At 68.3% G+C, this 15,219-nt stretch carries 6 protein-coding genes and 2 pseudogenes; 5 read left to right on the top strand and 3 right to left on the bottom strand.

Annotation, left to right across the window (positions count from 1 at the left end; translation table 11 throughout):
* Nucleotides 1-52: 52 nt before the first annotated feature.
* On the bottom strand, nucleotides 53-1,225 hold the full coding sequence (locus tag KK483_RS22820; RefSeq protein ID WP_262007072.1) for an acyltransferase: 1,173 nt from the start codon (nucleotides 1,223-1,225) through the stop codon (nucleotides 53-55).
* A 338-nt stretch (nucleotides 1,226-1,563) separates the two neighbouring features.
* Here KK483_RS22820 and KK483_RS22815 point away from each other — a divergent pair, with 338 nt between their 5' ends.
* The 5 genes and pseudogenes from KK483_RS22815 (at nucleotide 1,564) to KK483_RS22795 (ending at nucleotide 7,224) form a co-directional block, all read left to right on the top strand.
* Nucleotides 1,564-3,177 (top strand): M48 family metallopeptidase, encoded by a 1,614-nt coding sequence (locus KK483_RS22815; RefSeq protein WP_262007071.1) that lies wholly within the window; start codon nucleotides 1,564-1,566, stop codon nucleotides 3,175-3,177.
* A gap of 3 nt (nucleotides 3,178-3,180) precedes the next feature.
* On the top strand, nucleotides 3,181-4,314 hold the full coding sequence (locus KK483_RS22810) for a hypothetical protein (protein WP_262007070.1): 1,134 nt from the start codon (nucleotides 3,181-3,183) through the stop codon (nucleotides 4,312-4,314).
* A gap of 77 nt (nucleotides 4,315-4,391) precedes the next feature.
* A complete protein-coding gene (locus tag KK483_RS22805; protein WP_262007069.1) occupies nucleotides 4,392-5,468 on the top strand; it encodes a hypothetical protein in 1,077 nt (358 codons plus the stop codon).
* An 87-nt stretch (nucleotides 5,469-5,555) separates the two neighbouring features.
* Nucleotides 5,556-5,975 (top strand): annotated as a pseudogene (gene msrA / locus KK483_RS22800) (peptide-methionine (S)-S-oxide reductase MsrA); the annotation flags it as partial.
* 33 nt (nucleotides 5,976-6,008) lie between these two features.
* A pseudogene (locus tag KK483_RS22795) lies at nucleotides 6,009-7,224 on the top strand (tyrosine-type recombinase/integrase).
* A gap of 456 nt (nucleotides 7,225-7,680) precedes the next feature.
* Here the strand turns inward: KK483_RS22795 and KK483_RS22790 are convergent.
* Entirely contained in the window at nucleotides 7,681-8,037 is a 357-nt protein-coding gene (locus KK483_RS22790) for an SUKH-3 domain-containing protein (protein ID WP_262007068.1), read from the bottom strand.
* A 92-nt stretch (nucleotides 8,038-8,129) separates the two neighbouring features.
* Nucleotides 8,130-15,068, bottom strand: coding sequence for a polymorphic toxin-type HINT domain-containing protein (locus tag KK483_RS22785; RefSeq protein WP_262007067.1), 6,939 nt, complete (start codon nucleotides 15,066-15,068; stop codon nucleotides 8,130-8,132).
* Nucleotides 15,069-15,219: the final 151 nt, after the last annotated feature.

The following is a 15,219-nucleotide window of genomic DNA, read 5'->3' as shown; positions in this document are numbered from 1 at the left end:
CGTGGGGCCTTCGCTCAGACGTGGGGCCTTCGCTCAGACGTGGGGCCTTCGCTCAGACGCCGGCGCTCTGGCGCGACTCCGCGGCCCGCGCCGCCGGAATCGCCGCCCCGTCCGTCCGGCGGCGGTCCCACCACAGCCGCAGCCTGCGCTCCAGCGGGCGCTCCACCGCGTAGTGCAGGGCGGCGGCCCCGGCGAGCGAGACGGCGAGCAGGGCCGCGTACCACTGGAGGTTCGACCAGGCCACCGTCTCCTTCCCGAACAGATCGCGGGCGGTGTACACGAAGGTCGCGTGGACGAGGTAGAAGGCGTACGACCACTCGCCGAGCAGCACCAGCGGGCGCCGGCGCAGCAGGGAGCGCCGGCCGGTGAGGTCGCGCCAGGCGACGGTCGCGATCATCGCCGCACAGGCGAAGATGATCCACTCTTCCTGGGTGACCCGGACGAAGGCCGCGAAGGTGCTGCCGGCAGGCCGGTCGGCGGTCGTGGTCAGCCAGCCGACGAGGGCCGCGGAGCCCAGGAAGACCCAGATCGGCGCGATGCGGACTCGCCAGCCCGAGAGCATGGCGCGGGCGATGGCGATGCCGATGACGAACTCGCTCAGCCGCACGACCGGGAGCGGTAGCGTCGCCGCCCAGGAATCCGGGTGGGACCACACGAGGATGCGGTATCCGAAGGCCGCGCCGAAGCCGAGCACCGCGGCCACCAGCGCCCCGCGGACCCGCAGCCGCCGGAAGACGCGGTGCAGCGCCGGGAAGAGGGCGTAGAAGAAGAACTCGCAGGTGAGCGTCCATGCCGCCGGGTTGCCCGAGTACAGCAGGACCGGATCGCGCCACCAGCCCTGGATCAGGGGAATCGACAGCAGCAGGATGCCGACGCTGACCGGCTTGACCCACCCCTGGGCGGGGTCGGGGCTGAAGCTGTAGAACACCGGAAGCGCCAGCAGCAGCGCCACGAAGTGCGCCGGATAGATACGGGCGAAGCGCCGCCAGTAGAACGTGGGCGCCGTGACGCCGGGTCGCGCCGACCAGGTCAGGACGAAGCCCGACAGGACGAAGAAGAGCGTCACGCCGTACTTGCCGAACCCGACCACGTCGTGGATCGGCAGCGGTGCCAGGTTCGTCATGTGGTGCGCGAAGACGGCGAACGCGGCCCACCAGCGCAGTCCGGTGAGGGAGTCGAGACGAGCGGGCCGGGAGGGCGGTGCTGTGGCCGTCGGCTGGGTCATGGAGTCGGATCGCCCTCTGTCGGTCGAGCTGCGCTGGTCGAGCTGCGTCAAGCTGCTGGTCAAGCTGCGTCGAGCTGCTGGTCGAGCAAATGTCGCCTGAGTATAGGGACCGTAAACGAGCGGGAACCACTGCCCGACCTGGTGCCGGGACGGCCCCGCATGCTCGCGCCCGCACGTGCACGCGCCTTCGCCACCGGCGCCCCGCGCCTTGCGAACCGCCTTGCCACCTGCGACTTCGTCGCGCGATACTCACCGTCCCCCCACACACGCGCGCTCACGTACACACACGCACACGCGCGAACTCGCCATGTCCGCTTTCCCGTGGGGGGAACCGCCCGATGGGCACCACTCTGCGCGCCTTCCGCGCCGTCGTCCTGCTCGCCGGCTTCTATCTGCTCGGCGTCCTCATGCTCGCCCTGCTCGCCGCGATCGACTGGGCCGCGACGCTCTGGACCCCCGGCAGCGTCTATCTGAAGCTCTACGTCGTCAGCGTCGTGCTCGCCGTCCCCATCGTCCGCGGCATGTTCATGCTCCGGGCCCCGAAGGACGACGGCCTGGCCGGGCTCGGCGTCACCGAGACCGACGAACCACGGCTGTGGGCGACGGTCCGCGAGCTCGCCGACCAGGTGGGCACCCGCGCGCCGGCCGAGATCGTGCTCACCGCCGACGTGAACGCGGCCGTGACGGAGAACGCCCGCTTCCTCGGCCTGTTGCCCGGCCGCCGCCGCCTCTACCTGGGCCTGCCGCTGATGCAGGGCCTCAGCGAGGGCCAGCTGAAGGCCGTACTCGCCCATGAGCTGGGCCACTTCTCCAACTCCGACACCCGCCTCGCGGCGCTCACCTGGCGCGGCCGCACCCAGGTGATGCGCACCATCGCCCACTTCGAGGAGCGGTCGGACACGTCGCGCGCCAAGGAGCAGGAGCGCCAGGAGAAGAAGAACGCGAAGGCGACCGCCAAGGGCAGGAAGGCCAAGGAGGTCGACACGGGCACGGCCGGGATCACCTACCGGACGATGGCGAAGATCTACACGGCGTACGCGAAGTTCTTCTTCCGCGCCACCCGCGCCGCCTCCCGCCGCCAGGAGTACGCCGCCGACGCCGCGGCCGCCCGGATCGCGGGCCGCGACGCCACGGCCGCCGCGCTCCGCGAGATCCCGGCACTCGACGCCGCCCACGGCTTCTACATGGACCGCTACGCGACGCTGGGCGCCGGGGCGCGGCTGCTGCCGCCGCGCGGCGAGGTGTTCGGCGGCTTCGGCCGGATGCTGAGCGCGCGCGAGCTCGAACTGATGCCGATGCGCTCCGAGCTGCCGACCGAGCCGGCCTCGCCGTACGACTCGCACCCGCCCATCGCCGACCGCGTACGCCGGATCGAGGAGCTGCCCGACGACGGCCGCACCGACGAGGCGCGGGGCGCGGCGCTCGGCCTGCTCACCGACCCGGAGCGCACCCTCGTCGCTCTCGAAGAGGCCGTTCTCCTCCCGGGGGTGCTCGCCTTCCGGCGCACCGCCGGCTGGCAGGAGCTGCTGGACGGTTCGATGTCGGCCCAGCTGAGCACGCTGGACACGCCCGTGCACCGGGCGCTCGCGATGTACACGAAGGAGCACCCGACGCTGCCCGCGCTGCTGAAGGTGATCGACGACGGGCACCTGTGGCAGCTGGCGCAGCGGCTGCCGCTGTCCGACGAGGCGGCGGCCGCGAGCGGGCGCGTCTTCCGCGAGTTCGTACGCCCCTCGCTGCGCAAGGGAGTGAGCAGCATGGCCCTCGCGGAACTGGGTGCGCACGACCGGCTCGGCTGGGAGTTCTCGTGGTCCGATGCGGCCACCGTGCACCTGCCGAAGAACCCCGACGGCACGGAGGCGGACCTGGAAGCGGCCGTCGACGCGGCGATCGCCGACACCCCCGACACCGCGCCGCTGCGCGCCCTGCTCTCGCCGGTCCGGGAGGGCTGATCCGTGACGACCGTTCTCTGGGTGGTCCTCACCCCCATCGCGCTCGGGCTGCTGGCGCTCGGCATCTGGCTTCTGAAGGTCATCGTCCCCGCCGTCGTCGAAGGCTGGCGCGAGGGCATGCACGGCGACGGATCGTACGAACTGCCGGAAGCGGCGGCCGCCCTCGGGCTGCTGCCGCCCGAGCGGCAGAACACCAAGCTGGCCTCCCCGGAGCCGGCCGCGGTCACGGCCGCCGTTTCCGCGGCCCGGACGGGCGACTGGAAACCGGCCGCCGCCCTCCTGGAGGAGATCGGCCGGAACTGGGCATTCCGGGCGTTCGTGTGCGGGCGCCTCGCCGAGTACGCCGCCGAGGAGGACACCTGGCTGCTCGCCTGGGAGGCCGCGCGCCCGGACGACCCGGACGCGGCGGTCGTACGCGCCCGCAGCACCGTGTTCCTGGCATGGCGGATCCGCGGCGGGAAGCGCGCCCAGTACACGGCGGGCGAGCAGTTCGACGGCTTCCACCGCACCCTGGCCCGCTCCCGCGAGGAGAACGCCCGCGCGGCGGCGCTCAACCCGGACGACCCGACCCCGTACATCAGCGAGATCTGGACCGCGCTCGGCCTCGGCTACCCGCACGCCGCCATGGACCGCATCTGGTCGGAGCTCACCGCCCGCGCCCCGCACCTCTACGAGGCGCACTACTCGGCCATGCAGTACTGGTGCGCCAAGTGGCGCGGCTCGGAGAAGCTCGCCCGCGACTTCGCCGCCCGCGCGGCGGCCGGGGCGCCCCTGGGCAGTCTCCTGAAGGTGCTCCCGCTCATCGCCCACTACGAGCACGACGAGTCCGACGACACGGCCGCGGACACCACCCCCGAGATGCACGCCATCGTCGACGCGGCCCTCGCCGACACGGCGGCGGCCGACCCGGACCACCCGCGTCTGGCGGAGGCGCGGCACCTGCTGGCGTACTACCTGCTGCTCCAGGACCGCTACGAGGCGTCGGTGGAGCAGTTCCGGCTGGTCGACGGCTACGTCGGCGCGCTGCCGTGGCGGTACCGCAGCGATGCGGCGGAGTACTACTGCGGGCGGCGGGACATCGCGGTGGCGGGGGCGGCGGAGGCCGCGGGGACGACGGGGGCGGCGACCAGCGACTGACATCGCCGGCCCCGCGCGCCCCCGCCGACCCGCTCGCCACCAGCTCGTCCCTTCCCAGTCCTCCGGAGGACGGATCCATGCCCCGCCTGCTCCCGCTCATCGTCATCGCCATCGCCGTGTACTTCTGGGTGAAGAACCGCCGCGGCACCGGTTCCCGGGCCACGGCGCCCGCGACCGCCGACCCGGTCACGGACACGCGCGCCGTCGAACTCGGCTTCCTGCCCAAGGAGGCGGTCGACGGCAAACTCGCCGGCCCGCGCGCACCCGAACTCACCACCGCCCTGGAGACGGCCCGCACGGGCGGCTGGGAACCGGCCGCCGCGCTCCTCGCCGCCACGGGCAAGGACTGGCAGCGCCGCTCCCAGTACGTCGCCGCGCTGGGCCGCGTCGCCGCCGACGAGGACCCCTGGCTCCTGACCTGGGAGAAGGCGCGCCCGGACGACCCGGACGCCGCCGCCGTACGCGCCGAGAGCACCGTCACCCTCGCCGGACAGGTCCGCGGCGCCGCGCGGGCCAAGGACACCACCCAGGAGCAGTTCGACGGCTTCCACCGGCTGATGTTCCAGGCCCGCGCCGACGTGGCACGGGCCGCCGAGTCGGCCCCGGACGACGACCCGACGCCCGCGATCATCGACATCTGGGTCGGGATCGCCCTCGGCCGTCCGCACGACGAGATGCGTGCGCTCTTCGCCCGTATCACCGCCCGCGCCCCGTACCACTACGAGGCCCACTACCACGCTCTCCAGTACTGGTGCCAGAAGTGGCGCGGCTCGGTGCAACTGGCCACCGACTTCGCGGCACACGCGGCCGCGTCCGCGCCGCTCGGCAGCCTCTTCCACGCCTTCCCGCTGATCTGTTACTACGAGCACGAGGCTTTCGGCCACACCTCACGCGGCTTCAACACACCGGAGGTGTCCACCCTCGTCGACGCCCTGGCGGCCGACGTAGCGACGGCCGACCCGGACCACCCGCGACTGCGTGAGGTGCGCCTGCTGCTCACCTGGTACCTGGTACGGCTCAAGCGCTACCCGGAGGCGCTGCAGCAGTTCCGCGTCGTGGACGGCTACGCGGGGGCGTTCCCGTGGTTCTACTTCCCGGACCCGGTCGAGAAGTACGTGGCGGCACGCGAGCTGACCGTCCGCAAGGCGGGCTGACGCGGCGGGACAGGCTGCTGTCGCGCACGGAGACCCGGCCGGGTCCGTACGTTCCTGCGTACGCACCCTCACGCCGGGGAGCACCGCATGTTCCTGTCACGCCGCCTCCCCGAACTCCCCACCCCCGAGCAGGCCCTCGGCGGCCGCCAAACGAGCCCGGAGACGGCCGACTTCGGCCTGGAATGCTTCTCGGGCGCCGAGCGCAAGTTCGGGCAGACCCCTGGCGTCTGGGCAACCCTGGTCGGCTACCAGGGCGGCATCATCCCGAACGCCACCTACGACGAAGTCTGCTCCCGCCAGACCGGCCGCACGGAGGCCGTCCGCGTCGTCTTCGACCCGCGGTCGTCTCCTACGAGGAGTTCCTGAAGGTCGTCTGGGAGTCCCACCATCCCACCCAGGGCTTCCGCCAGGGCAACAACGTCGGCACCCAGTACCTCTCGGCGATCTACACCCACTCCCCCGCCCAGGCCGCCACCGCGGACTTCTCCCGCGAGGCGTACCGGAAAGGCACGTCCAGCGCCGCCTGGAAGAGGCCGCCCGATGACCGGCCCCAAGCGCAAGAAGGCCCGTGCCAACGGCGAGGGCACCATCTACCAGCGCAAGGACGGCCGTTGGGAAGCCGCCGGATACGTCCTCGACTCGGGCAACACCCGCTAGCGCGTCCGTGTTTACGGCACCACTCGCAAGGAGGCCTTGGCCAACTCACCGAGAAGATCGTCTCCAGCACCGGGACGTTCCCCTTCCGTCCGCGCAGGGCAGCGTCAGCGCATACCTGACGTACTGGCTGGAGAACGTCGCCGTCCACCATCTCCGCGAGAACACCCACACCTGCTACGCCGCCTGCGCCCGCCTCCACCTCGTCCCCGGCCTCGGTGTCAAGAAGCTCGCCGGCTCCCCTCCCGCGACGTCCGTACCTTCCTCGACAGACTCCGCACCACCTGCCAGTGCTGCACCCAGGAACGGGACACGAACCGGCGATCCTGCTGCGCCATCGGCCAGTGCTGCGAAGAGCGTCTCTCACCGCTGACCGTGACCTACGTCCACGCGGTCCTCAAGTCCGCCTGGAACACGCCGTCCGCGAGGACGAACTCCCACGCAACGTCGCCCGTAACGTCAAGATGACCACACCCCGCCCCAGACGCTTCCAGCCCCTCACCACCACCGAGGCCCGACAGTTCCTCCAGGCGGCCGCCAACGATCGTCTGCACGCCCTGTACGAACTCGCCCTGCGCACCGGACTCCGCAAGGGCGAACTCCCCGGCCTCCACTGGGAAGATCTCGATCTGGACGGCGGCACCGCCACCATCCACCGCTCCCTCCAGCGCTCCCGCACCCAGGGCCTGACCGTCCTGCACACCAAGACGCTCACTTCCGAACGCCGCATCGCCCTCCCCACCGATTGCATCAGCTCCCTCAAGATCCACCAGGAACGACAGCAGGAAGAGCGTCAGGCGGCCGGAACGAGCTGGACGGACAACGGGCTCGTCTTCACCACCCCCACCGATAGACCGCTCGACCCCACCAACCTCACCCGCCGCTTGCGCCGACTCCTCCACGGCGCGCAGCTCCGGACCATCCGTTTCCACGACCTCCCGACACTCGACGGCCACTCTGCTCCTCACATCGGCGTCACCGCCGGCGTCTACGCCCACGTACGCCTCCGTCTCCAACGCCAAGCCATCGCCATCCTCGGCGACGCCCTCAGCCCCACCGATGACGACCTGACGACCCACCCACCGCAACTGTCGTCCGCTGACGTCGCCGTCAGCGTTGCCGTCAAACAGCCCAGCAGCCCCCGCCGTGAATTCGGCGGAGGGCTGCTGGTGCCGCTGCTGAACGCGCTGGGGCCTTGGTGGCCTATCTCCCTACGCGCAGTCCCTCATGCGCCAGGAAGTCAAGAAATCCGGTCGCCGCAAATTGCACTTGACCATCCTCATGGTCCCAGAAATCAACCTGGTTGACACAGCGACCTTCGACGGGCGGAGTGGTACCGCAGTTGTGAACGAGTACCGGCGCAGTCCCGACAGACGCCCCCAGCACAGACGAGCGGCCCCACCAGAAACCGGTGGGGCCGCTCGCTTTCCATTCCTGTTCAGCATCAGGCGGCTGACGCAACACCACGGCAATAATCGGCGGCTTGCTTCAGCGTGAGGGTCAATTCCGGCAGACCTTCAAACCGTCGCACCCTCATGCAGGATTGAGACTACGCCCTTCAGAAGAAGGTCTTGTCCCAAGTTCCAGAAATCAGAGCCTGCATAGACTGCATAAATCCGTTCCCAACGTACTGCATTCCGGCATCTCCAGCGAGAAATACGTCTCCATCGCTCGCGATCAGCACCACTTCTTCGGTCGCGAACGCGGAGCCAACGGGGACCAGAGGACGCCCCACTCTCTGAGAAAATATGCGGATGTTGCCGGGATAGAAAGAAAGGGCTTCTTCTGCGTCAATTTGCACACCAACCTCCATCTCGCGATACATCCACGAAACGGAGAGCTCTCGATACTCTTCGAGAAATCCGCGCAATTCTACCCCTACGCCATAACCAGCCACTTCGTAGAGCCTGGACACATGATCGATAGAAGCTGACCCAACGTCTACTCGGGTTGCGCCGGGGAAGGCGTCACGCAATCTCTGTCGCCGGGAAGCGTCATCGTATCCGCTCATCCGGTGAGCACACTCCTGACCGCGTCCGGCACCCATACTTGACAGTTGGGGCACATTTTGAACTTCTTTCCCTTTTGGTTGAGGGTGATGATATCTAGGTTCCCCAACGACGCTCCACCATTCAGGGCGTTAGTGCACATGCGTGCTTCTGCGCACACGCCTGGCGGGCGACCGTTGGGAAGCTGGGATTCTCTAGGCAGCCGGGAGGTCACACCACTGTGATGCCCAGTGGCCGGTCCGCTCTCACCGTAGTAAGTTATTCCGGTGGTTCGGTCACGCCCTACGCTGAACGCGCCCGGCAGGATTTCACCTTCAGAAAGGCTGGCCTTGACCTCTTCGATCCGAGCTTTACCGAGCTGGGTCAGCTCACTCTGAAGTTCAGCGTCGCCACAGTTGTGAACGAGGACCGGCGTGTCCCCCGCCAGCACATAGTACGCGTGGATGTCGGCGATGGTGAGGTCGTGCGTGCGCTGGTGCTTGGTGTAGTGGCTGACTTCGGTGATCTGTACGTGGGTCCCGGCGCTGGTGCGAAGCAGCTGCCCGACTCGGAGGTCACCAGCCTTCACCCATTCCTTGAGATCGGGCACCCAGAACGGGTGGGTGTCCGTAGCTACGATGCTGGAGTCCTTGCCGTCTACGGATATGACGATCTCTGTGAAGTCCTTGTCGTACTCCGTAGTGATCGTCTCAGCGACCTTCTTCTGCGTGGTTTCACCGGTCTCCGTGTCTGTCGTGACGACAATGTCACCAACTTCGACATCCTCAATGACTTTGTGCGTGCCATCGGCGAGCAGGACACCTGTTCCCGGCAGGAAGCTATGGCACTTAGCAATGATCTTCCCGAGGCCGGCACCCAGTACGGCCCCTGCAGCACCCCAAATGGCCCCCTCGGCCATGTCGTTGAGTATTCCGGCCGTGCTGTGGTCAGCGTTCTCGTTGAACGCATTTCCTACGGCTGCACCTGCTGCTCCCGCAAGGGCACCGCATCCAGCCGCGGCAGCGAAGCCAACGCCTCCGGTTGCAAGCCCGGCTCCGGCCGCCGCGCCAATACAGAGTCCGCCGACCACGACTTCGGTGACTACCTGGGCGATAGTCGCCTTGTTTTCCACGACCCAGTCGGTCGTGGCATCCCAGGCTTCGCCCAAGCCACAGCTGCTGTACCAAGCACAATTCTCATCACTGGCTCCACCGCCATCACCGCCACTTGCGGTGCCGCCGCCGTCCTCGCCTCCGCCTCCGGGGTCGCTGGAAACGCCGGTCCCGCAGCTGCTGCCGGGCGGACAGGTGCCCCACTGGGCGTCTTCGTAGAACGTCGGGCCGCGGCCGCCGGAGCCGTCGTCTTCCTTGAGTCCTGTCGGGTCTGCAGCCGTCGCCGGGTGCTGGTTGGCGTAGCTGTAGCCGTTCAGCGACTGGTGCTGGTCGAGGGACAGCAGCGGGTCGACGCTGATGAACTGGCCAATACTGGGGTCGTATTCGCGCGCCCCGATATGCGTCAGGCCGGTCGTCGTGTCGGCCGGCTTGCCCAGGAAGGCCTTGTCGTCCGGCCACGCGGCGGCGGTGCCGCGCGGGGCGCCGAACGGGGCCGTGTAGCGCTTGGTCGGCGCGAGGGTCGTGGCGTCGATCGCCAGGCTCGACGTGCCGTGGTGATCTCCGGCAAGGAAGTTGAGTTTCGTGCCGGTGACGCCCACCGTCGCCGTACGGACCGCGATCGTCTGGCCGGCGGCCGTGTAGTAGCGGGTGCCGGAGAGGGTCTTGGCGGTGCCCTTGGTGGTGAGGCGGACCTCCGTGCCACCGAGGTAGAGGACCGTGTCACCGTCTGCGGTGGTGTTGCGGCGGATGAGGAGCTCGCCGTCCGCGCCGTACAGGTAGCTCGTGCCGGTCGCGGGCTTTCCGCCCGCGGCGGGCTCGGAGGTGCCGACGAGCTTGCCCTCGGAGTTCCAGGTCAGGGTCTGCTGCGCCTGGGTGCCTGGGCGGCTGGTGGTGTTGCCCGTCTTGTCGTAGGTGTAGGTGGCGGCCTTGGCGCCCGTGGTGCTGGCCAGCGGGTGGGGCTGGTTGTCAGGCGTGCCGTAGTTGTACGTGGTGGCCTGGCTTCCGGAACCAGTGTGCTGGGTCTCGGTCTTGCGCTGGCCGGAGGCCGTGTACGTGTAGCTGGTCCAGTAGGGCGCGGCGCCGTCGAGGTTTGTCACCGTCCGCCCGGATGCCGCGCAGTCGGCGGTCTTCGGGGTCCAGGCCTCGGTGACGCGGCGGTGGCCGTCGTAGGTGAAGCACTGGTAGTCGGGCTTGCTGGCGCCGCCCTGGGTGGTGGCGTCGAAGATCGACGTGACGTTACCCGCGTCGTCCTGCGTGAACTTGAGTTCCTGCAGCATGTAGCTGTGCACCGTGTCGGTGACGTAGGAGCGGGTGAGGCGTCGGGTGCCGGCCTCGTAGTCGTAGTTGACCTGTGCCTTGTTGGCCGTTGAGGTGGAGTCGGTACCGAGAGTGATCTGACGGAGGTCGCCGAGCGGCGAGTACACCGCGCTCTGGAGATAGCCGGTCGTGCCCTTGGCTGTCTGCTGCTGGCCCAGTGTTCCGTAGGTGTTGGAGACGATCTCGGACGGGAGTCCGGCCGCAGCAGGGCTTCCGGTCTGCTTGACGGTGCCGTCGGGGTTGTAGGCAGTGGTGAAGGCCAGCGTCTTGGGGACTCCGGCTGTGACCAGTGGCTCACTGTCGGGCAGTGTCAGGGAGCCGGCTGTCACCCTGTACTGGTTGTCGTACTTGGTGACTTTGCTCGTGTATGCCTTGCCCGCCACGCCGCCGTCGTAGCGGACAGCGGTGTCCTGCTGTCCCTTCTCCAGGGTGTCGAAGGTCCAGGCCGCGAGTTTGGTGGCGTCCGTCTTGGTTCCGTCCCACAGACCGGTCTTGCGGCCGAGGACGTCGTACTCGGACACCAGCTTCTTGCCGCGCGCATCCGTCGCGGCGACGGCCTGGTCGAGCTCGTTGTACTCGGTGGTGCTGCTGCCCTTGTCAGGGTCGGCAGTCGTGGTCGTGCGTCCGAAGAGGTCGTATCCGTAGGTCCACTTCGCGTTGTCCGGACCGGTCACAGTGGCCTGCTGGCCGGCCGGGGTGTAGGTGTACGCGGTTGTGGTGTAGTCGGTGCCGATCGGCTGCGGGCCGCCGTACTCGCGGCGCTCGGTGGTCTGACCGAGGGCGTTTGTGACGACAGCTGTCGCCTGGCCGCCGGCAGGGGCAGTGCTGGTGACCGTATCGCCGGTATAGCTGGTTTCGGTGGTCCAGCGGACGACGTTGTAGTGCTTGGTCGTTGCCTGCACCGCTCGCGCGGCGCCGTCGTGGATCGAGTCGGTCTGAACGGGCGCCTGACCCGAGGCCGTCTCGACGATGCTTCCCGACGGTTCTGTGGATTCGGCCCAGATGTCGGCCTGGGCCGAGACGGCCAGGCCCCTTCCGTCGTACAGCGTCTGGGAGATCACGCTTCCGCCCATGGGCGACGGACTCTGGGTCTGGCGGGGCCGCAGCTGTGAGTCGTAGATCTGATACGTGGTGTTGTAGCCCGCTCCGCTGCCTCTGAGGGTGCCGGTGGATACCCAGGGCAGGTCGGAGGCGGTGACGCTGTAGGCGTAGACGTAGTTGGGCGGCTCGTTGATCGATGTCGACTGACCGGGCAGCCACACCTTGGTGACACGGCCGAGGGCGTCGTACTCGCTCTCGGTGATCTCGCCGTTGGGATCGGTGGCCTTCCGGGCAGCCCCGGTGGCGAAGTCCACGAGCGTGGTGCTGGTGTGGCCCTTGGCGTTGGCGACCGTGGTGCTCGTGAGCGGGCCGGCATCAGCAGGCAGGTACGTCGTCGTGGCGGTGGTGGAGTCGTTGGTGTCCTTGACCGTGAGAACTCGCCCGAGATCGTCGTAGGTCGTGGTGGCTGCCTTCTGCCACTGCGGCTGGTCGTCGGTGCCGTACGCCTTGACCCGGCCGGCCCAGCGTGCCTCGCCCTTGGTGGGCACCTGGGATGCGCTCCACGTGGTGGTGGTGGTGTCGTAGGCGGTGGCGGTGTCGGATATGACATCACCGGCGCGGCCGGCGTCTGAGGGCAGATCCAGTGTGCTGTCGGCGGTGGCGCAGGGCTTGGTGACCGTGCGCGTGCGGGAGACAAGGCTGTTGATGCCGAGTGCGTCGTTGCGGGCGTACCAGGTGCGGGTGCACTTCTCGTCACCCGTGATGCCGTCGTCGCCCCTGTCCTCGACTGTGGCTGCCATGCCGTAGTCGTCGAACGTTGTCACGGTGGAGCGGATCCGATCGCGTGCCGGAAGACTCGTCGTGATACTGGTCCGGGCGTGGGTGCCGTTGGTGCGGACGAAATGCGCCTCGATGTCGGCGTACGACTTGTGCTGGGTCGCCGTTCGCTTGGCCCATGGGTCGTTGACGGCGCCACCGATCTCCGGCCCCGTCGCACCGTTGTACGTGACTGATTCACGGGTGAAGCCGGCGTAGTAGTCGGCGTCGGTGACGGCAGGCGCTTTGATACCGGTGACGGTGACGGACTTGCGGTTGGTCGGGTGCGGCGTCTTTCCGTCGGTCCCCAGGACCCGGTCGCCGTTCATTCCTCGCAGATAGACGGTGACGGTCTTGGACTGGGTCTTGCCGGGGGCACCGGTGAGGTGGCTGACCTGCTGGAAGCCGCGCCAGGTGGACCAGGTCCGCTCCTTCTCCTTGACGAACGGGTCCTCGTTGTAGTGCCAGGCTCCGCCGCCGGAGTAGGAGTAGATGTGCTGGACGGCTTCTGATCCGCCCTTGGGGTCGGTGGTGTCAACCGTGTGGACGGGGTACTTGTGGAACCAGTCCAGGACTGCTTCCGTGCTCCCGTTCGGGTTCCAGTGGACGGGGTAGCAGCGGCGGGTGTTCTCGTCGACCTTCGGCATCGTCTCGCCGGCGGTGCAGTCTGCCGGCAGGTAGTTGACGATGGTCTGCGCGCCGGTTTCGGAAGTGACGGTGTAGAGGCGGGGCTTGTAGAGGGGCAGGATGCCGTCGGTGGAGTTGTCGACGCGGTTCGCCAGGAAGACGTGGTCGAAGGTGACCGGATCCAGGGTGATGGCAGTCCCGCGCTTGCCGGTGTGACGGATCGAGTCGAGCCACAGGGACTGGTCGGTGGAATCGCCGGTGTCGCCGGGGTCGAGGTAGGTCTGGCTCAGGGCCCAGGCATCCACCGCTACGAAAGCGGGGGTAGCGGCCAGTGCGTCCCACGCGTAAGTGGTGACGGCGGTCATCCGCTTGCGTGTGAAGAAGGTCGGGCCGGCGTTGCCGGTGCACTTGTCGCCGTCCTTGCACACCGCGTCAAATGGCACATCCGGCCAGTTGTCGCGGGAGTCCTCGATCAGCTCGTCACAGCCGGTACCCGTGGCGATGCATCGTTCGGCGTAGGAGAAGACGACCTTGTTCGAGGCGGCAGGGGCGCCGGAGAAGAGAGCGCCTGCACGCTGGCCGTAGCGGATCTCCTTCAGGTAGCCGCCACGGGTGTACGGCGTTCCGGTGGTGTCGTCACCGAGCTGGTCGTAGTTGTTGGTCTCCGCCTCGTACCAGTACGACATGGCGTTGCCATGTGTGTCGACAACGTAGTCGAGGTTCCATCGCCACGCCTGTTCCTTGGCACGGCCCGAGAAGGTGGTGCCGTCGGCGTAGCCAGGCTCACCGGAGTCGTCGCCGAAGACCGGCACGGTCCAGACGGACTTGGTGCGGTCATCGGCTCCCGCACCGTCCAGCTTGTTGAGGCCGAAGACGTACTGGGTACCGTTGCCCGTGGTGACTGTCCAGTGCTCGCCGTCGTCGTCGCCGTTGTCGGCACCAGTGGATCGCTCGACGGTGGAGGCGTCGTCGTTCTTCAGCCTCCACTTGCCACTGGTGTCGTCCTTGACGAGCTCAGTGGACTTCCCGTTCAGCACGAGCGAGGCATTGTCGTACTTCCAGCACAGGTCGAACTTGTCTGCCTGGCCGTCGTCGTCACACGTCCCGTACTTGCGCTCGATATAGGACGAGGTGATGTCGAAGCCCTCGCCGATCAGGCTGCCCTGGTTGTTCGTCGATGCCGTGCGGCCGTCGACCGTCCCGGAGTCGTAGGAGATCCCCAGATCCGGCCTCGGTCCAGCCGCCGACGGAGGCACACGAAGCGGGTACGACCAGGTGAACGAGCCCGACGAACCTCCGGCCTCCCACGACGAGGACGATGAGAGGGGCGTCGCCTTGTAGTCACCGGAGGCCGACTGGTCACCGGCCGCGAGCGCCAGCACCATCGTCTGAACCGCTGCCGTGGCACCTGCCCCGGATGAGGAGGCAGTCCGGGAACTCACCGTCGGCTTGAACTCCAGCCGTGCGTCCATCCTTTCCGCCTGTCGCTGGTTGGTGAATTCCAGAGGCGTTCGCGCACGGCACTTCGCCGCGGCCGGGTCGGTCAGAGCACAATCCGGCAGGCGCACGAGCTGGAGCCGGCCCGCCCAGTCGCCTCCGTAGGCAGAGGCAAAGGACTTGTAGTTGATCCCCAGCTGCGCCGAACCGCCGGCCGCCGGCGCGGTGGCGGTGAGGACTACGCCCTTGACCCCGAGTTCGGAGACACGCTTCTGGTCGAGCACGTCGACCATGAGAGTGGACGATGCCTTGGGCGCGGCGGCTCCCTTGACGGCTGCAGGACGGGTCAGCGAGACGGGCAGGGCACCGGGGGCTGCGCTCGCCGTACCCGTGGGCGGCAGAGTGAGCGTGGCGCTCCCGGCCTTCGGCCAGGTCACCTCCCTGCTCTGGTCGGCGCGGGCCCGAGCGGCGTCCTTGCGTCCGTTCGCCGCCCCCTTCCTCATTGCCTCGGCGCGCTTCTTGTCTGTCTTCCCGGTGAACGGGACGACCTTGTCCGCGCGCGGTGCCTTCGGCTGAGACAGACCCAACGGCTCGGGCTCAGCTGCCATCGCGGTCGGACTCAGCAGCCCCGCCAACAGGGAGAATCCGACGATTGCCGCGACCCGGCGGGCGGCTGTCTTACCTCTTGATCTCCGGTACAACGTGGTTTCCGCTCTCGAGTGGAGCCGCGGCGAAGGCGGCGTACGTCGGGGATGTCGT

Origin of the sequence: Streptomyces sp. FIT100 (assembly GCF_024584805.1) — a bacterium.
GTDB lineage: Bacteria > Actinomycetota > Actinomycetes > Streptomycetales > Streptomycetaceae > Streptomyces.
The sequence above is the reverse complement of the archived record's forward strand: the minus strand, read 5'-3'. Positions and strand labels throughout refer to the sequence as shown.